The sequence below is a fragment of the Allobosea sp. 10L417 genome, assembly GCF_056395485.1.
Map to the genome: position 1 here is coordinate 56,929 of NZ_JBFTJP010000001.1, position 17,386 is coordinate 74,314.

18 protein-coding genes and 2 tRNA genes are annotated in these 17,386 nt (G+C 66.7%); 15 read left to right on the forward strand and 5 right to left on the reverse strand.

What is annotated here, in order from left to right; translation table 11 throughout:
• The first annotated feature begins 69 nt into the window (after nucleotides 1–69).
• The 4 genes from AC1DE3_RS00250 to AC1DE3_RS00265 all read left to right on the forward strand — a co-directional run bounded on the left by AC1DE3_RS00250 (nucleotide 70) and on the right by AC1DE3_RS00265 (nucleotide 4,196).
• The gene (locus tag AC1DE3_RS00250; RefSeq protein ID WP_476779300.1) at nucleotides 70–1,749 is read left to right on the forward strand and encodes an alpha/beta hydrolase; all 1,680 of its coding nucleotides are present in this window, start codon (nucleotides 70–72) and stop codon (nucleotides 1,747–1,749) included.
• Between the two features lie 271 nt (nucleotides 1,750–2,020).
• Nucleotides 2,021–2,470, forward strand: a complete 450-nt coding sequence (locus AC1DE3_RS00255) for a hypothetical protein (RefSeq protein ID WP_441512895.1) — start codon at nucleotides 2,021–2,023, stop codon at nucleotides 2,468–2,470.
• A 17-nt stretch (nucleotides 2,471–2,487) separates the two neighbouring features.
• Complete coding sequence (locus AC1DE3_RS00260) at nucleotides 2,488–3,123, forward strand: L,D-transpeptidase (RefSeq protein ID WP_476779299.1); 636 nt, start codon at nucleotides 2,488–2,490, stop codon at nucleotides 3,121–3,123.
• A gap of 41 nt (nucleotides 3,124–3,164) precedes the next feature.
• Nucleotides 3,165–4,196 carry an amino acid ABC transporter substrate-binding protein gene (locus AC1DE3_RS00265; RefSeq protein ID WP_476779298.1) on the forward strand — a complete coding sequence of 344 codons (1,032 nt, stop codon included), beginning with the start codon at nucleotides 3,165–3,167 and terminating at the stop codon, nucleotides 4,194–4,196.
• A 97-nt stretch (nucleotides 4,197–4,293) separates the two neighbouring features.
• Here AC1DE3_RS00265 and AC1DE3_RS00270 read toward each other — a convergent pair.
• Together AC1DE3_RS00270 and AC1DE3_RS00275 are read right to left on the reverse strand one after the other, a co-directional pair.
• Nucleotides 4,294–4,378: transfer RNA gene (locus tag AC1DE3_RS00270), tRNA-Tyr, on the reverse strand.
• 275 nt (nucleotides 4,379–4,653) lie between these two features.
• Nucleotides 4,654–5,091 (reverse strand): AAA family ATPase, encoded by a 438-nt coding sequence (locus AC1DE3_RS00275; RefSeq protein WP_476851895.1) that lies wholly within the window; start codon nucleotides 5,089–5,091, stop codon nucleotides 4,654–4,656.
• Nucleotides 5,092–5,190: 99 nt separating this feature from the next.
• On the opposite strand from AC1DE3_RS00275, the gene rlmB reads away from it, so the two are divergent.
• Nucleotides 5,191–5,991, forward strand: a complete 801-nt coding sequence (rlmB, locus tag AC1DE3_RS00280) for a 23S rRNA (guanosine(2251)-2'-O)-methyltransferase RlmB (RefSeq protein ID WP_476779296.1) — start codon at nucleotides 5,191–5,193, stop codon at nucleotides 5,989–5,991.
• A 55-nt stretch (nucleotides 5,992–6,046) separates the two neighbouring features.
• On the opposite strand, the gene AC1DE3_RS00285 is transcribed toward rlmB, so the two are convergent.
• Entirely contained in the window at nucleotides 6,047–6,568 is a 522-nt protein-coding gene (locus AC1DE3_RS00285) for a hypothetical protein (RefSeq protein WP_476779295.1), read from the reverse strand.
• Nucleotides 6,569–6,934: 366 nt separating this feature from the next.
• On the opposite strand from AC1DE3_RS00285, the gene AC1DE3_RS00290 reads away from it, so the two are divergent.
• The 8 genes from AC1DE3_RS00290 to AC1DE3_RS00325 all read left to right on the forward strand — a co-directional run bounded on the left by AC1DE3_RS00290 (nucleotide 6,935) and on the right by AC1DE3_RS00325 (nucleotide 13,417).
• A complete protein-coding gene (locus tag AC1DE3_RS00290) occupies nucleotides 6,935–8,545 on the forward strand; it encodes an MFS transporter (protein WP_441512901.1) in 1,611 nt (536 codons plus the stop codon).
• A 239-nt stretch (nucleotides 8,546–8,784) separates the two neighbouring features.
• The gene (locus AC1DE3_RS00295; RefSeq protein WP_441512902.1) at nucleotides 8,785–9,078 is read left to right on the forward strand and encodes a GYD domain-containing protein; all 294 of its coding nucleotides are present in this window, start codon (nucleotides 8,785–8,787) and stop codon (nucleotides 9,076–9,078) included.
• A gap of 297 nt (nucleotides 9,079–9,375) precedes the next feature.
• Nucleotides 9,376–9,450, forward strand: a tRNA-Thr gene (locus tag AC1DE3_RS00300).
• A gap of 480 nt (nucleotides 9,451–9,930) precedes the next feature.
• Entirely contained in the window at nucleotides 9,931–10,218 is a 288-nt protein-coding gene (locus AC1DE3_RS00305; protein ID WP_441512903.1) for a hypothetical protein, read from the forward strand.
• Nucleotides 10,219–10,318: 100 nt separating this feature from the next.
• Nucleotides 10,319–10,831 (forward strand): hypothetical protein, encoded by a 513-nt coding sequence (locus AC1DE3_RS00310; protein WP_476779294.1) that lies wholly within the window; start codon nucleotides 10,319–10,321, stop codon nucleotides 10,829–10,831.
• Between the two features lie 136 nt (nucleotides 10,832–10,967).
• A complete protein-coding gene (locus AC1DE3_RS00315) occupies nucleotides 10,968–11,435 on the forward strand; it encodes a hypothetical protein (RefSeq protein WP_476779293.1) in 468 nt (155 codons plus the stop codon).
• A 188-nt stretch (nucleotides 11,436–11,623) separates the two neighbouring features.
• Entirely contained in the window at nucleotides 11,624–12,493 is an 870-nt protein-coding gene (locus tag AC1DE3_RS00320; RefSeq protein ID WP_476779292.1) for an MBL fold metallo-hydrolase, read from the forward strand.
• Nucleotides 12,494–12,643: 150 nt separating this feature from the next.
• The gene (locus AC1DE3_RS00325; RefSeq protein ID WP_476779291.1) at nucleotides 12,644–13,417 is read left to right on the forward strand and encodes an NAD kinase; all 774 of its coding nucleotides are present in this window, start codon (nucleotides 12,644–12,646) and stop codon (nucleotides 13,415–13,417) included.
• A gap of 13 nt (nucleotides 13,418–13,430) precedes the next feature.
• Here AC1DE3_RS00325 and AC1DE3_RS00330 read toward each other — a convergent pair whose 3' ends face one another.
• Nucleotides 13,431–14,645, reverse strand: coding sequence for a DUF2336 domain-containing protein (locus AC1DE3_RS00330; RefSeq protein ID WP_476779290.1), 1,215 nt, complete (start codon nucleotides 14,643–14,645; stop codon nucleotides 13,431–13,433).
• On the reverse strand, nucleotides 14,642–15,706 hold the full coding sequence (locus AC1DE3_RS00335; protein ID WP_476779289.1) for a lytic transglycosylase domain-containing protein: 1,065 nt from the start codon (nucleotides 15,704–15,706) through the stop codon (nucleotides 14,642–14,644). The genes AC1DE3_RS00330 and AC1DE3_RS00335 overlap by 4 nt, the downstream gene beginning before the upstream one ends.
• Before the next feature lie 249 nt (nucleotides 15,707–15,955).
• On the opposite strand from AC1DE3_RS00335, the gene AC1DE3_RS00340 reads away from it, so the two are divergent.
• Both AC1DE3_RS00340 and AC1DE3_RS00345 read left to right on the forward strand, forming a co-directional pair.
• Complete coding sequence (locus tag AC1DE3_RS00340) at nucleotides 15,956–16,489, forward strand: MaoC family dehydratase (protein WP_476779361.1); 534 nt, start codon at nucleotides 15,956–15,958, stop codon at nucleotides 16,487–16,489.
• 4 nt (nucleotides 16,490–16,493) lie between these two features.
• The gene (locus AC1DE3_RS00345) at nucleotides 16,494–17,372 is read left to right on the forward strand and encodes an HpcH/HpaI aldolase/citrate lyase family protein (protein WP_476779288.1); all 879 of its coding nucleotides are present in this window, start codon (nucleotides 16,494–16,496) and stop codon (nucleotides 17,370–17,372) included.
• The last annotated feature ends 14 nt before the right edge of the window (nucleotides 17,373–17,386 follow it).

Genomic DNA, 17,386 nt, shown 5'->3' on the forward strand with positions numbered 1-17,386 from the left:
CAGTCGGGGATCAGCCCGGGCGTCCCGTGCGGGGGGAGTAGCGTGCTGGGGCGTTGGATTCGCGGGCAGTTGGCGTCGCTGTCAGGTGTGGGATTGGCGCTGGGAACCCTGCTGTTCGCAGCCGCCCTAACGCCCACCCTCGTGCCCCGCAGTTATCTGACGCAAGGAGCGCTAGCCGGCATTTGCTTTGCGATCGGCTATGGCCTCGGCGTTTCGTCCCGGCAGCTCTGGCGCTATCTCGAACTGTCGGAGCCTTCGGCGCGGTTGCGGCGCCCGGCGAATGCCGTGATCCTTGCCCTGTCGGTGCTGATCGCACTGTGGTTTCTCTGGAAGGCGGGGGATTGGCAGAACTCGGTCCGTGCCGTCTTCAGCCTGCCACTGCTACCGAGCTCACACCCGGCCAAGCTCTGCCTTGTCGCGCTCGCGACCTTCGTGCTGGTCCTGGTCATCGCGCGCCTGTTCAAGCGGCTGGCCGCCTGGCTTGTCGGAATTATCCGGCGATACATCCCCGTTCGGCTCGCCAACATCATCGGGATCGGCCTCGCCGCGCTCTTGTTCTGGTCGCTGGCGAGCAACGTTCTGGCGAGCGCGGCCTTCCGCGTGCTGGATTCATCCTATCGCGAGCTCGATGCCCTGCTCGAGCCGGAGCGCGCCCGGCCGACCGCTCCGAACAAGACCGGCAGCCCGGCCTCGCTCGTCAACTGGCGGGAGCTCGGCCGCGCCGGCCGCGAATTCATCGCCGCCGGCCCGACTGCCGAGAGCATCAGCAAACAGACCGGACGCCCCGCCCAGGAGCCGATCCGGGTCTATGTCGGCCTGCGCGGCGCCGAAACGCCGGAAGCGAGGGCCAGGCTCGCCCTGGAGGAACTCAAGCGCGTCGGCGGCTTCTCCCGCTCGACGCTCATCGTCGTCACGCCGACGGGCACGGGCTGGGTCGATCCCTCCGCGATGGATGCGCTCGAGCATCTTCGCGATGGCGACGTCGCCAGCGTCGCGGTGCAATACTCCTATCTGAGCAGCCCACTCTCCCTTCTGACCCAGCCGGAATACGGAGCCGAGACGGCCCGCGCGCTCTTCCGCGAAATCTATCGATACTGGACCGCCCTGCCCCACGACACGCGCCCGAAGCTCTATCTGCACGGCCTCAGCCTTGGGGCCATGAACTCGGAGAAATCCGCAGAGCTGTTCGAAATGATCGGCGATCCGATCGACGGCGCGCTTTGGAGCGGCCCGCCCTTCGAAACCCGCGGCTGGCGCTCGATCACCGAGGCCCGCAATCCGGGAACGCCGCAATGGCTCCCCGAATTCGGGGACGGGCGCATCGTGCGCTTCATGAACCAGAACGGCCCTACGGTCCCGCCCGACCGGCCCTGGGGGCCGATGCGGCTGGTCTATCTGCAATATGCCAGCGACCCCATCGTCTTCTTCGACTATCGCGACGCCTACCGGCAGCCGGCCTGGATGCAGTCGCCACGCGGGCCGGACGTGTCGTCCGAGCTGCGCTGGTATCCGATCGTCACGATGCTGCAGCTGGCGCTCGACATGGCCGTGGCGACCAGCACCCCCATCGGCTACGGCCATGTCTACGCGCCCGAACACTATGTCGAGGCGTGGACGGCAGTGCTCGGCCCCGGCCGCTGGTCGGCGGAGGAACTCGCGGCCCTGAAGCGGGATCTGGCCGCGCGGGCGCGGGCTCGGGCAGGCGCCGATCGCCCCGCCAACGACCCATACGACAACCGGGGCGGATAGCTCCGGCGATGAAAGAAGGGCAAAGGGGCTTGATCCCGATCGCGTTTGCGGCTGTGCTGCTGCATCTCTGGCCAGGGGGCCCTCCGGGAAGCCGATGGACGCCACGCGATCACCAGCTCCAGGATCAATGACAAGGGCCATGCTGTCCTAGCATCGGCCACCCCTTTGCCTTTCACCATGATGCATCGCTTCGACTCTGACCAATCGCGATGGAGGACCGATGAGACAGCTAGGGTTTAGGGCCGGAGGTTCCGGTGCCGGAATCGGTTCGTTGAGCGGAAGCCTGCTTCTGGCGCTGTTGCTCTCAGGCTGTGGCGGCGGCGAGACGCTGTCGCCGGTGGCGAGCGTCGCGGACACCGCCCCGGCCCCGACCAATGTCACGCGTGATGCGCTGGTGGGCCGCTGGGGCATCGCCTCCTTCCACACCGAAAAGGACCGCAAGCGCACCGAGGCCGAAGCGCGGGCACAATGCAAGCAACCCTATACGATCACGAAGGGCCCCGGCGACGGCGTGATGATGCATGTCGCCGACGACCCCAAGCCCTATGAGCTTCGATTGAAGGCCGGCCCGGGCGGCAAGAGCTATGTCGGCTTCGAGGCGCCGGCCGGCGATCCGCAAGATCGCGAGCTGCTCTCGGTTTCGCAGAAGGAGCTGGTGATGCGCTTCGTCGATCCGGACGCGAACCGGCGCTACGGCACCTTCGTCTACAGCCGCTGCTGATCTGGAGCTGACGGGACATGAACCTCTCAAAGACCCTCGCCGGCATCGGCCTCGCTGCCAGCTTCGCCTGCCTGCCGCTGCTCGCCCTCTCCGGCGCCTCCCTGGCGCAGCCGCGCGCGCCGGCGGCGATGAAGGAGACGATGGATATCGGCGACGAGCCCGGCCGCATCTCGACCGAGGAAGTGACCATCACCGACGGCCCCTATGCCCGCCAGATGGTGCTGTTCCGCTCCAACGAGGCGCCCGGCACGGTCGTGATCCATTCCGGCGAGCGCTTCCTCTACGTGGTGCAGGGCAATGGCCGCGCGCTGCGCTACGGCATCGGTGTGGGCCGCGAGGGCTTCACCTGGTCCGGCCAGGTCCAGGTCAGCCGCAAATCCGAATGGCCGGATTGGCGCCCGCCGCCGGAGATGCTGCAGCGCCAGCCCTATCTGCCGCGTTTCATGGCCGGCGGCCCCGGCAACCCGATGGGCGCGCGTGCCCTCTATCTCGGCTCGACCGTGTTCCGCGTCCACGGCACCAACCAGCCGGAGACGATCGGCCAGGCGATCTCCTCCGGCTGTTTCCGGCTCGCCAATGGCGACATCATCGACCTCTACGAGCGCGTCCCGGTCGGGACCAAGGTCATCATCCGCCACAACGCCACGCTCTGACCGGCGCGGTGCGCAACCGAATCCGAAGGGAGAAGAGAGCCATGTCAAAGGCCTCATGGTTTCGCCTGCCCGGCCTCGCCGCCGGCGCCGCGCTGGCCGCCACGCTGGCGGCCCCGGCAGGGGCAGGCACGCTTGAGACGGTAAAGCAGCGCGGCACGCTCCAATGCGGCGTCAGCGAAGGCGTCCTCGGCTTCTCGGCCAAGGACGCCGAAGGCAAATGGAACGGCTTCGACGTCGATTTCTGCCGCGCCGTCGCGGCCGCCGTCCTCGGCGACGCGAACAAGGTCGCCTTCACCCCGCTCTCCGCGAGCGAGCGCTTCGACGCGCTGAAGGGCGGCAAGGTCGATCTGCTGGCACGCAACTCGACCTGGACTCTCGGCCGCGAAGCGGAACTGGGCCTCGCCTTCGCCGGCATAACCTATCACGACGGGCAGGGCTTCCTGGCGAAGCGTTCGCTCAAGGTCGACAGTGCGCTCTCCCTCGACAAGGCGAAGATCTGCGTCGAGGGCGGCACCACCACGCAGCTCAACCTCGCCGACTTCTTCAAGGCCAATTCCATGACCTATGAGGAGAAGGTCTATCCGAGCGCGGCGGAAGCCTTCGCCGCCTTCGAGGGCGGACAATGCGATGTGCTGAGCCGCGACCAGTCGGCGCTGCACGGCGAGCGACTCAGGCTGGCGAAGCCCGCGGATGCGATCGTGCTGCCGGACGTGATCTCGAAGGAGCCGCTCGGGCCGGTGGTGCGCAGCGACGACTTCCCCTGGTTCAACGTGGTGAAGTGGGTGAACTTCGCGTTGGTCAACGCCGAGGAACTCGGCATTTCCACCGCCAATGTCGACGAGGCCCTGAAATCGCAGAAACCCGATGCACGCCGCTTCACCGGCGCGGAAGGCGGCTTCGGCAAGGCCATGGGGCTCGATTCGGACTGGGCGATCCGGGCGGTCAAGGCGACGGGGAACTACGCCGAGATCTATGAGCGCAATCTCGGGACCGGCTCGAAGCTCGGTATCCCGCGCGGCCTCAACCAACTCTGGAGCATGGGCGGCGTGCTCTATGCTCCGCCGCTGCGGTAGAGCATGGCGGCTGCTTTCGTCGGGAGCGGGTTCAGGCCCGCTCTCGACATGGCATCAGCGGCAGAAGCCGAGCCATTTCGAATTTGAAGGAGATGGGTGGTGGGGGAAGCAGGACTCGAACCTGCGAAGGCATAGCCAGCGGATTTACAGTCCGCCCCCTTTGCCGCTCGGGACATTCCCCCGCCTGCGCCCATGATCGGCCTGTGGGGCCGAGGGCCACCGATATGTCACTTTCGCGACGACCGGCAGGCGCGGCCGGACTTATGGTGACCGGGCCGCGCCCTGTCAACGGCAAAAAGACCGGAGATGCGAATTCACTGTGAAGCCAACCCGGCCCGAAATCGCTCAGCTCGCAACGCCGAGGCGCTGCAGGATAAAACCGACACGGATTTCGACGCTTTCCCGCGGCAATTCGACGAGATCGTAGCCGTAGTGCGGATAGGTCCGGGCCATCGCCTCACAGGTCTGCACGGCCTCTGCGAAGTCCTGCTTGCGTTCGGCATCCTGCCCGAAGATCGCAGGCCATGGCGGCGAATACGGTCCTGCGATAGCGGAATCGTTCGGCCGCCGCCTCGACATGCGGTGGCACCGGCAATCCACAGAGCGTGAGATAGCCGGCGATGTCGGGCAGGCCGCGGTCGAAGAAGACAAGCTTGCCTTGTCCGCGCGCCTCATCGTAGCTGCGCAGATCGGCCGCGAGCATCAGCTCTGCGAAGAGCGCTCGATTCTTCCATGGCAATCCCTCGCCACCCATCGCCAGCTGGTCGCGGATAACAGCCCGGCCGGCCTCGGGCTGCACGGCATGGCCGCGCTTCGCCAGCGCCTCGATCAGGGTCGTCTTGCCTGAGCCGGGCCCTCCGGTGAGGACGATCAGCCGGTCTCTGTCTTCTGTCATGGTCGCTCCTTTCCTCAGCGATCCGTCCACGCCGCGCGCTTGGCTCTGGCCAAGCGCCTCGCGCCATGGCACGGCACTCCGGTCAATCTGGAGAATGCGATGGCCCCGCCATTCCGTCCGAAACAAGCCAGGCCCGCAGGCGGCAGACCCGGCAGCGCCCGCGGCGCCGGTGGTCCGCCGCCGCATCGGCCCGGCGATATCGACGAGGCCGTGCTCTACGGCGTGCATCCCGTGGTCGAAGCCCTGCGCAACCCGCAGCGCCGCCACCGGCGCCTGCTCGCCACCGAGAACGGCCTGAGGCGATTGCAGGAGGTGGTGGGCACGTTGCCGCTGGAAGCCGAGATCGTGCGCCCCTCCGAGATCGATCGGCTCCTCACGCCTGATTCGGTGCATCAGGGCCTTTATCTGGTCTGCGATCCCCTGCCCTCGCCCGAACTCGACAGTCTGCCGGACGACGCTGTCGTGCTGGCGCTCGACCAGATCACCGACCCTCACAATGTCGGCGCCATCCTGCGCTCCGCGGCCGCCTTCGGCGCGGCGGCGGTCATCGTCACCATCCGCCATTCACCGGCGGCCACCGGCGTGCTGGCAAAATCAGCCTCCGGCGCGCTGGAGCACGTGCCTTTGATCTCCGTCCGCAATCTCGGCGATGCGTTGGAGACGCTCGGCAAGCGCGGCTTCCAGCGCATCGGCTTCGATTCGGATGGCGACGTCGCGCTCGACGACGTGGCGCTGAAGCGGCCGCTCATCATGGTGATGGGAGCGGAAGGCAAGGGCCTGCGCCAGCGCACCCGCGAACTCTGCGATCACGTCGCACGGCTCGAAGTCCCCGGCGCGATCACCAGCCTCAACGTCTCCAACGCCACCGCGATCGCGCTCTACGTCGCGAGCCGCCGCTAGAGACGAAACCGAAGCCCCGGCTCAGCCGAGGCTTGCCGGGGCGGGCGAAGTCGGATCAGCGGCGCGGCACCGTCAGCAGCAATGCGCCCGTCTCGGCATGGGCGTACCGGCTGCGGGCGCCGCCGCGGGCATCGTCGGCACCGCCAATCCGGATGATGCGAGCGACCGGACGCGAGCGTGGCCCCTCCAGCCGGTAGATGGTCGGCTCTGGCGTGGGCGAGCGCTGGATCCCGGCCCGCACCGGCAGGTTCTCGAAAGCGTCGGGATCGATCGTCTGCGGCGCCTCGGCTTGCTGCTCGATGACGCTGACACCGCTTGTCGGCCCGCCGACATCGTACCAGGGCCAGTCATAACCCAGCGAACTCCCGCCAAAGCGGCGATGATGCCAGCCCCGCGCACCACGGCCGGCGCCGCGCCAGGCCCGAGCGGCTTGGATGGGATGCCCGACAATGGCCCGCCCGTGGCCTATCGAGACAGGTATCCCGTGTCCGCCGCCGCGCCCGGCAGCCCAGGTGCCCGTCGATAGCGACGCAGCGACGCAGAAACCACATGACAAGGCGATCGCAAGCCGCGACATCGCGCGCTTCCTCCACCGCATCTCGTCAGGCCTCCCCAAGAGGACTATAATGCCGCCTTGTCTGCTGGAAAGCCACAGCTTTTCCACAGCCGTTGGTCGCCCGCCCGCCTCGTCGATAGTCTTAAGACGAATGGTGCAAGACCAAGTGCTCGATTGCCCCTGCGACAATACGCGCGCAAATCTCTGATCCAGCCTGGCGTGGCGGGATTTGTCCGCCACCCGGCATCGCGGTCATCGCCACATCAGAAGCGCGAGCCGCGCGGAAGGAACCGGCCGGGACATCCCGGCTTCCGGGCTTTACCAGGGGAGACAACCGCCATGAGCATGGCATCGCAAACATCGGATTCGAGGGCTGCCCCTCGGCCGATGACCAAGGAAGAGCGGAAAGTCATCATTGCCTCGTCGGCCGGCACGGTCTTCGAGTGGTATGACTTCTATCTGGCGGGCTCGCTCGCCGCCAACATCGCCCAGACCTTCGTGCCCGGCGACAACGACACGGCGAAGTTCATCTTCGTGCTGTTCGGTTTCGCGGCCGGCTTCGCGGTCCGTCCCTTCGGTGCGCTGTTCTTCGGCCGCCTCGGCGACATGATCGGCCGCAAATACACCTTCCTCGTCACGATGACCGTGATGGGCATTTCGACCTTCCTCGTCGGCCTGTTGCCCGGCTTCCAGACCATCGGTTACGCCGCCCCCGCGATCTTCATCGCCTGCCGCCTGCTGCAGGGCCTCGCGCTCGGCGGCGAGTATGGCGGCGCCGCGACCTATGTCGCCGAGCATGCCCCGATGGGCCGGCGCGGCTTCTATACCTCGTGGATCCAGACCACCGCGACTGTCGGCCTGTTCCTGTCGCTGATCGTGATTCTCGGGCTGCGCCTCAGCATGACGCCGGAAGCCTTCGCCGCCTGGGGCTGGCGCGTTCCGTTCCTGCTCTCGATCATCCTGCTCGGCTTCTCGATCTGGATCCGCCTCCAGCTCTCCGAATCGCCTGCCTTCGTGAAGATGAAGGAAGAAGGCACCCATTCGAAGGCCCCGCTCTCCGAGGCCTTCGGCACCTGGGCGAATGCCAAGATCGGCATCATCGCGTTGCTCGGCGGCACCGCCGGCCAGGCGGTGGTCTGGTACACCGGCCAGTTCTACGCGCTCTTCTTCCTGACGCAGACGTTGAAGATCGACGGCACCACCGCCAACCTGCTGATCGCGCTCTCGCTGCTCGCCGGCACGCCGTTCTTCATCCTGTTCGGCTGGCTCTCTGACAAGATCGGCCGCAAGCCCATCCTGCTCGCCGGCTGCCTGATCGCGGCGCTGACCTACTTCCCGCTGTTTACGATGCTCGCCAGCACGGCCAACCCGAAGCTGATCGCGGCCACCGACAACGTGAAGCTCGTCCTCACCGCCGATCCGGCCGAGTGCGGTACGCTGTTCGACCCGGTTGGCGTGCGCACCTTCACCAAGCCCTGCGACGTCGTCCGCCGCACGCTGGCCACCAACTCGATCCACTACGATCTCGTGCCCGGCCCGGCTGGCTCGCCGCTCAAGGCAACGATCAACGGCAAGGATGCGCCGAGCGGAGCTGCGGATCTCATCACCGCCGCCCAGGCCGCCGGCTATCCGAAGGTGGGTGACGCGACCATCCTGAAGACGCCCTCGATCGGCCAGGTGCTGACCGACGGCCGCGCCATGAAGGCTGTCGGCATCCTGTTCGTGCTCGTCCTCTTCGTGACGATGGTCTACGGCCCGATCGCGGCGCTGCTGGTCGAACTCTTCCCGACCCGCATCCGCTACTCCGGCATGTCGCTGCCCTATCACATCGGCAACGGCTGGTTCGGCGGCTTCCTGCCTCCGACCGCCTTCGCGATCGTGGCCGCCAGCGGCAACATCTTCTCCGGCCTCTGGTATCCGATCATCGTGGCGCTCGGCACCTTCGTGATCGGCTTGCTCTTCCTGCCGGAAACCAAGGACCGCGACATCCTGAAGTAAGCGCCACTTCAAGCGATCTTCTCGGCTCCGCCCGCAAGGGCGGGGCCTTTTCTCTGTGCTCGCGCCCGGGACTCCTCTCGCTGCCCCAAAGCGGCTTTGCCGTGCTGTTCCGCCGCTCGCCGTGCTATCCTAACGTCAGGGTCCGGCAGATGGCATGAGCCATCCCAACCAGCGGCGACGATCGGGTCGCCGCCCGATACTTCCGATGAACAGGCCGGGCCGTTTCAGGGAGTAGCGCGATGACGACCTACATCATGCTGGCCAATTGGACCGATCAGGGCGCGCGCCACGTCAACGCCTCGCCGAGTCGTCTCGACGCCGCTAAAAAGGCGCTCAAGGAGATGGGCGGCGAGTTCAAGGCCTTTTTCATGACCATGGGAAAATACGACATGGTGATCGTCTGCGAGGCGCCGGACGATGCGGTCCAAGCCCGCTTCTGCTTGCAACTGGGCATGCTCGGCAATGTCCGCACCCAGACCCTCAAGGCCTTTCCCGAGGCCGCCTATCGCGAAATCATCCGCTCGGTGAGCTAGATCCTCGTGCGTCCTTTCCGGCGCTACGCAGCGCTCTAACGCTTTGTTGGTGCATCGGATTTCTCCGAAAGGCGGATTGGGCTTCCTGGTCCGATGCGCGGGCCTGTCGGCCAGACGATGAGGCCAGGAAAGCGCTCGTGAAACGGGCCCGCACGCCATTGCGAACGCATGCCGCGCGACGGAACGGCAACAGTAGCATCGGAGATGCTTGCTCTTGCTGCCATCGGCTGGTAACCGCTACGGCACCGCCGACGCGAAAATTCCGTCGGCGGCTATCCTGGCCGCGCAGTCAGGAGCGCCGGTGTAGCACAGCGGTAGTGCAGCGGTTTTGTAAACCGAAGGTCGGGAGTTCGATCCTCTCCACCGGCACCAATGAATTCCGGAATGATTTCAAGATGTTGATGCGAGGCGCTGGATACGATCCGGCGCCTCGCTCCGACGTCCCCCGGGGCGCGCTCGGAACCGCGTCGAGATGCCCCCGTTTGGGGGCTGCGAAGCTTCCACAAATCTCTTGAAATCGGCGGGTTGGAACGTGGCGCGAGGGGGCGATGTTCGAGAACGGCGAAGTTCCGGTAATCGTCGCCGCGGTCGTGCCTCACTGGTTGCTGACGACGATCAACATCATGGGTGCCCTRCTGGTACTCGCTGCAGCCTCGTAAGCGCCCCGGCGCTTCCTTGTGCCGGCAGCCGCAAGCCAGACGGATACGATCGCGATACATCCAGGCAAGCCGCTGCCATGGCATCGCAGCCTTGGCTGGCTCAAGGAAGTCCGCTTCGGGATTGACATCCGCCCCGCTCCGGGAACGTCCTGACGAAGCGGGTCAGTCCGGCTCGACAGATCGGGAGGCTCCGATGAAGGCCGTCGCTCTCACGCTCGTTCTCGTGCTGAACGCAGGCGCCGCGCTGGCTCAGGCGCGCCCCTCCACCGTGACGCGCCCTTGTGCGGCCAGCCAGAGGGATGTCCAGGTGCATGGTGCGATCGTACTGGGCACAGGCGGCTTCACCTATGACCGCTTCGTCCGGGACCGAAGCTTCTGCCAGTTCGACGAATCGCTCGATCCGGCCTGGGTGCCCAGTCGTGATCAGGAAGCCTGCTTTGTCGGCTACCGCTGCAAATCGCAGTCGCGCTGGTTCGACTGATCGCATCCCGCCCCTGGCATACGCGGTGATCTCGATGGAACCTGCGCCGCGGGGCAACGTTCAGAGTTCGGGGTGAATGCTGTTCTCTGGGGAGGTTCGCATGCGTCGCTCTCTGCTTCTCGCCGTATCTGTTGTGCCGTTGCTGCTGGCCTCCGGTTTCGCAGCGACCGCTCAATATCGTTTCGGAGGCGGCGGCTTCCGTGCGGGCGGGTTTCACGGCTACGGCATGGGCATGAGGCCCTATGGCGGCGCCTGGCGTGGCGGCTGGGGCTGGCATGGCGGCGGCTTCTACCCGCGCTATTTCCGGGGCGGTTACTATCCCTATCGGCGCTATGGGGGCTGGGGCGGCTATCCCTATTGGGGCGTTGCTTCCGGCCTTGCCGCAGCTGCGACCCTCGGCGCCGTGGCGGCCTATCCGGCCTATGCCTACCCGGCCTACGGTTACCCTGCCTACCCCGCCTACCCGGCCTATGAGATCGTACCTGCCGCGGACGGCGGCCAATGCAGCACGCCGGTGAGGATCTGCACGCTCTATGCGCCCGCCCCGCTTGGCACAGGCTGTTCCTGCCGCGTGCCCGGCGGTCAGGCCCGCGGCACCGTCGTCGGCTACTGACGCGCGGCGAAGGCAGCTCGGATCGACCGGCCCATGCACAGATGGCTGGCCGACACGCGCCTTCATGGGATAGATGTTCGGTCGCGCCGCCGCCATCAGGCGGCGTCTCCCCCAACGCCCCTTATGCGAACCCGGAATGGACGACCGGACTCATCTTCTGACACTGGCCGCACGCTGCGAGGCCTCCGGCAAGCCCGACCGGGCACTCGATGCCGATATCTACGAGGCGCTCGGATACACCGTGCGGCGCAAGCCGACACGGCTCGCCACGCGCCGCACGCCGGCCGGCGGGATCTATCAGCACGGCTCCTTCTGGAAGACGCTCGGGGCGGTCAGCGCCGACATCGACGTCGCCGTCTCGCTCCTGCGGCAGAAGGCGCCCGGGTGGAGCTGGAGCCTGCAATGCCTGGTCGGCGACGAAGCCACGGCGTTCCAGGCCCTCGTCGCCGACTGCTCGGGCCAGGGCATGATGGGGTCGCTTGCTCTTTGCGCCGCGATGCTGCGCGCCCTCGCGCGACGCGATTCTGCGGACGGAGAGGATACCGGGGCCGCGGACGCTGCTGCCTGCGCAACCCAGCCCACCAACCGCCTCACGGAAACTTGACCTATCGGCACATCGTCGCGGTTGAACGGTAACCTCCCCTCGCTAGTCTGCCTGCAATCTGAGGGGAGAACACCATGCAGGATATAAGATTTTCGCGCCGGACCGCGATGGCGGGTGCAGGTGCTCTCGTCGCAGCTGCAACCCTGGACCTTCCAGGGCTCGGTCTGGCCCAAGCGCAAGGAGCTCCCGTGAATCAAGCCCCCGGTTTCTATCGCTACAGAGTCGGCGACATCACGCTGACCGCGATCAACGACGGCTTCGCCCAGCGCCCGCTGGAAGGGTTCGTTCGCAATGCGGAGCTCGGCGACGTCAAGAAAGCGATGGAGCAGGCCTTCCTGCCGCAGGACGCGCTGAACATCACCTTCACCACGCTCGCCATCCAGAGTGGCGGCAAGCTCACGCTGATCGACACCGGCAACGGCAATTCCGGCGCCCCGACTTCCGGGACCTGGATGAAGAATTTCAAGGCAGCCGGCTTCGATGCGAAGGACGTCTCGACCGTGGTGTTCAGCCATTTCCATGGCGATCACATCAACGGTTTCCGGCTCAAGGACGGCACGGCCGTCTTCCCGAATGCGGAAGTCATGGTGCCAGCCGCCGAATGGGCCTTCTGGATGGACGACGCCAAGATGAGCGCGGCACCCGAGGCCATGAAGGGCGCCTTTGCCGGCGTCCGACGCGTCTTCAGTCCGGTAGCCAAGGACGTGAAGCAGTTCGAGCCGGGCAAGGAGATCTTGCCGGGGCTGACCCCGATCGCCGCCCCCGGCCACACGCCCGGCCACACCGTCTTCGCCCTCACTTCGGGCAACGGCAAGCTGATGATCATGTCGGACACGACCAATCATCCGGCGCTCTTCGTGCGCAACCCCGATTGGTCGGCCGTCTTCGACATGGATGGCCCACAGGCTGCCGCTACGCGACGCAAGCTGCTCGACATGGTCTCGGCCGATCGGATGCAGGTCGCCTTCTATCACGCACCGTTTCCGGCCGTCGGACACATCGCGAAGGACGGCAATGGCTTCGAGATGGTCCCGGTCCAGTGGACCCCGGCGATCTGAGCCCCGTTTCGCCGCTTCTCATCGAGGCCGGGCGCGCAGCCCGGCCTTTTCATGACGGCGACTTTGTTGTCGCCCCCCGCCTCGCGACTTGCCCCCCGGTCGTGTTAAGCCTGCGCCGATGCCGCAGGGCCTGCCCCTTCAGGACACGCAATGAACGACCGATTCGGGGCGATCTCCTTCGTCGCCAATGATACGCCTGAGGCGCAGGCGGCGCTCGAGAGGCTGGTCGAGCGCTATGGCGACGCCAATCCGGCGGAAGCGGATGTCGTGGTCGCGCTCGGCGGCGACGGGCTGATGCTGCAGACGCTCCACCGCTTTCTCGGGACCGGCAAACCGATCTACGGGATGAATCGCGGCTCGGTCGGCTTTCTGATGAACGAGTTCAAGGAACGCGGCCTGCGAAAGCGGCTGGAGGCCGCCCAGCGCAGCATCGTGCACCCGCTCTCGATGCAGGCCATCGACCGCAACGGCGCAACGGTGCAGGCCAAGGCCATCAACGAGGTTTCGCTGCTGCGCCGCTCCTACCAGGCCGCGAAGCTTAGGATTTCGGTCGATGGGCAGGTGCGGCTGTCGGAGTTGATCGCCGACGGGCTGCTGCTCGCGACGCCTGCCGGCTCCACGGCATATAATCTCTCGGCCAACGGGCCGATCCTGCCGCTCGATGCGCCGCTCCTCGCGCTGACGCCGATCTCGGCCTTTCGTCCCCGTCGCTGGCGCGGCGCGCTGCTGCCGGACCATGCCAAAGTTTTCATAGAAGTGCTGGAAGCCGATAAGCGCCCGGTCAGCGCCGTTGCGGATCACACCCAGATCGACGAGGTCAGCTCCGTTTCGATCGAGATCGACCGCACGGTCGATCTCGTCATGATGCATGATCCCGGCCACAGCCTGGACGAGCGCATCCTGCGCGAGCAGTTCGGGTACTAGCCCGCGCCCGGCCTCAAGCCGCGTCGCGGAGATCGGCCGCTTCGAGCTCGACCAGGAAGGCCGGATCGGCTTCGATCAGCAGGGCAAGCGCCGCATCGTCCGCGAATGAATCCGCCAGAGCCTTCGCCTCGTCACGGGCGGCTTCGGCATCCATGCGTCGCAGCAGCGCCATGAGCGCGTCGGCTTCCGAACCTTCCATCGCCTCGCAGACGATCAGGACGTCGCGCAACAGGTCGCGGTCGATGCCGTGCCGCGCACCGCCAACGTCGAAGCCGCGGGCATTGAGCGCCAGGATTGCAGCCGTGAAGGCCGGTTCCAGCGCGGCCGGCAGTCCGGCCTTGCGGCACAGCGCCTTGAGTCCGGCACCACGCCTGTCCCGCAGCAAGGCCGCGACCCGTGCGGCCGGCAAATCGGAAAGCGACACGAAGGCGGCCTCCGCCAACGCCGGCTCGCCGCTCAGGAGGGAACGTAGCATCAGGCCGGGCGTCAGCCGCCCGGTCGCGCGCAAGACCTCGACGATTGCCGGTGCATCCGTCGCCTCGCCTCCCGCCGCCAGCGCCACGGCGACGCGCTCGGTGGCCTCGCGGGCGAGGCGGGCACTGCGCTCGGCGGTCAGCCAACCGCAACCGGTGACGAAGCTTGCAAGCGTATCCGACACCCGTGCAGCGATGACCTGACGTAGTCCAGCGGGCAGGTCCCCCCGCTCCAGGAGCGCCTCGCGCAGCGCACCGCTGTCGCCGCAGCGCTCGAGCATGCGTTCGAACGAGAAGTCGGGAATTTCCGCGGTCCGATTGCCCGCAAGCGTGATCAGCGCCTCTTCGCAACCGACCTCCGCCAACGCCGCGCAGACACTGACCGGCAGGCAGCGACGCCCCGCAATGGCGCGCTGTGCCAGCGTGTCGCCGACCGCCGCCGCATCGACCAGATCGGCCTCGGTCAGCACCGGCGAATGCGCCAAGACCAGCGCCGCCACATCGCTCTGATCGGCGATCAGGCCGAGCGCGAGGTTGCGCGGCGTACGCATCGAGGGCGCCATTTCCTCGGCGATCGCCCGTCGAACCAGCGGCGAGGGATCGTCGATCAGCGCGATCAACGCCGTTTCAGCCTCGCGGCGGTCATCATCCGACATGCCGGAGCGGAGAAAAGCGCCCGCTAGCGCGGCGGCGCCCGAAGCGCGCGCTTCGGCCGGTGCGGTCCGGGCCCAGAGCAGGAAACGGCGAACGATCATGCTCCCCCCCGCTGGATCATGAAGGACGACAGGTCGAGCGGGCCACGACGCGCTTTCCCCACCGTCTGCGATACCGCAGCCGTGGTCGGGGACAGGTCGCTCGGCCGCGACGGCGGCAACGGCGCGTTGACCATCTTGCCGGGATCGACAGCCGCAGCGCTACCGGTCGAGGCGCTCGCATCCGACGCCGACGTCGCACCGGGGCGGGGGAAATAGCGCTCCCCGCCATCGAGCGAAGCCACGCGCGTGCCGCCCCGGCTCGGCGTCGTCCAGAGATTGGCGACGGCCTTCGAGACAGGATCGCGCGAACCATTGGTGGAGAACAGGCCGACGAGCCCCTTCGCGCGGCCCTCGCGCAAGCCGACGGCGATCTCGGCCTGCGGAATATCGCCCTGCCCTGCCTGCGCGTTCTGCGTGACATTGGCCGCGACCTGGGTGCTGGCATGGCTCGCCGCCAGCACGCCATAGACCTCCTGGACGCTGCGGGCCTGGCCCGCCTTGTCGTAGAAGATCGACCGGTTGGCCGCTGCGGCCTCCGGAAAGTCGCGCGCCGCGACACGGTTGGGATCGCTGGCCGCCGCCTTGATCAGGTCGGAAGCGCCGCGCGCACCGAGCACATGCGCCATATAGAGCTCGCCGGCCTGCGGCTGCCTCCCGAGGGCGCCGGCAAGCTGGTCGCGATTCTTCTGCGTCAGCGCGCCGGCCATCAGCGCGGCAACCTGCGGATCATTGCGCAATTGCAGGATCTTCTCGCGCGCGGAAGGGTCGGCGACCGTCAGGCGCCCGCCGCTCTCGGAGATCGCATCGGCATATTGCGAGAGGCCCTGCTTCGGCCCCTCCTGCTTCACCATGGACAGCCAGGTCTGCTCGATGAACTGGAAAAGCCCGGTCGCGCTCGACGTCTTGGCCTTGGCGTCCGGCTCCAGCGAAGATTCGCGCTGCGCCGTCTTGAGCAGATAGTCGAAGCCCGCACCTGTGCGCTCCGCGCCTTGACGGATGGCGCTGACGACCGGATTGGCTGGCTGCGCGTCGCGGGTCTGCGGCGTGGTGAACAGGAACATCTCGAGCCTTCGGCATGCGGCTTCCACGCACTGCGGAAAGCGCAATCAAAACAATGCTTCATTATGGTAAGCGAACCGTTAAGGCCCCTCCCCGAAGCTTAACGCTGCGCTTTCCGCTTCCCTCCCGGCGGATGGCATTCTACGACTTCTCGTGCCGGCTATGGCACCGGACCGAAAACTGGGCCCCAGTTTTGGATCCGATGCCAAACAAGGAGATGGATTGGCCCGCGCCCGATAGGACGCCTGGCAATCTGGCCGGCGGGCGATGCGAAGGCGGAGGCGTCGATGACGGATGTGGTGCGTCACAAGCGCGGCGGTATCTATTTCGAGGATTTTCAGGTCGGTGCAGTGATCGAGCACGGCCTGACCCGAACCGTCACACAGATGGACAACATGTTGTTCTCCAACATGACGCTCAACCCGCAACCGCTTCATATCGATGCACATTTCTGCGCGACCGAGACGGAATGGGGCAAGCCGCTGATGAATTCGCTCTTCACGCTCGGGCTGATGATCGGCATTTCCGTCAACGACACCACCGTCGGCACCACCATCGGCAACCTCGGCATGACCGACGTCGTCTTCCCCGCCCCGCTCTTCGAGGGCGACACCGTGAACTGCACCACAGAGATCGTCGCCAAGCGCGAGTCGCGCTCGCGGCCCGATGCCGGCATCGTCGACTTCCTGCACAAGGCGTACAAGCAGGACGGCACGCTCGTCGCCCAGTGCCGGCGCCAGGCCTTCATGCGCAAGCGCCCCGCCCCGGCCACGATCGCGGTCTGACGGCATGCGCTCGCTCCTGTTCGTGCCGGGCGACAGCCCGAAGAAGCAGCAGAAGGGCCTGGATAGCGGCGCCGACGCGCTGATCCTCGACCTGGAGGATTCCGTCGCACTCGATGCCAAGCCACAGGCGCGCGAGATCACCCGTGCCTTCCTGGATGCCACCCGCCCGTTGCCGGCGCGCCCGCTGCTGATCGTGCGGATCAACGGTCTTGCGACCGGCATGAGCGATGCCGATCTCGACGCCGTCATGCCCGGTGCGCCGGACGCGATCATGCTGCCGAAATCCGAAGGCGGCGCCGATGTAGGCCATCTCGCCGCCAAGATCGCCGTGCGCGAGGCGGAGACCGACCTGCCCGACGGCACCACGCGGATTGTGCCCATCGCCACCGAGAGCGCCAAGGGCATCTTCGGGCTCGGCAGCTATAGCCGCTCCTCGCACCGGCTTATGGCCCTGACCTGGGGAGCCGAGGACCTGTCGGCCGATCTCGGCGCGGAGACCAATCGGCTGGAGGATGGCGCTTACACCGATCCGTATCGCCTTGCCCGCTCGCTGACCCTGTTCGGGGCGACGGCTGCGCAGGTCGAGGCGATCGACACCGTCTTTACCAATTTCCGCGACGAGGCCGCCTTCCGCGCCGAATGCCTCGCGGCGCGGCGCGACGGCTTCACCGGCAAGATGGCGATCCACCCCGCCCAGGTCGCGCCGATCAACGAGATCTTTTCACCCTCGCCCGCCGCTCTCGCCAAGGCGGAGCAGATCGTCGCGCTGTTCGCGGCCAATCCGGGGGCCGGCGTCATCGGCCTCGATGGCGAAATGCTCGATCGTCCCCATCTGATCAGGGCGCAACGGCTTCTCGCACGCGCTCAGAAACTGGCTGAATGATCGACCGGAGGCGA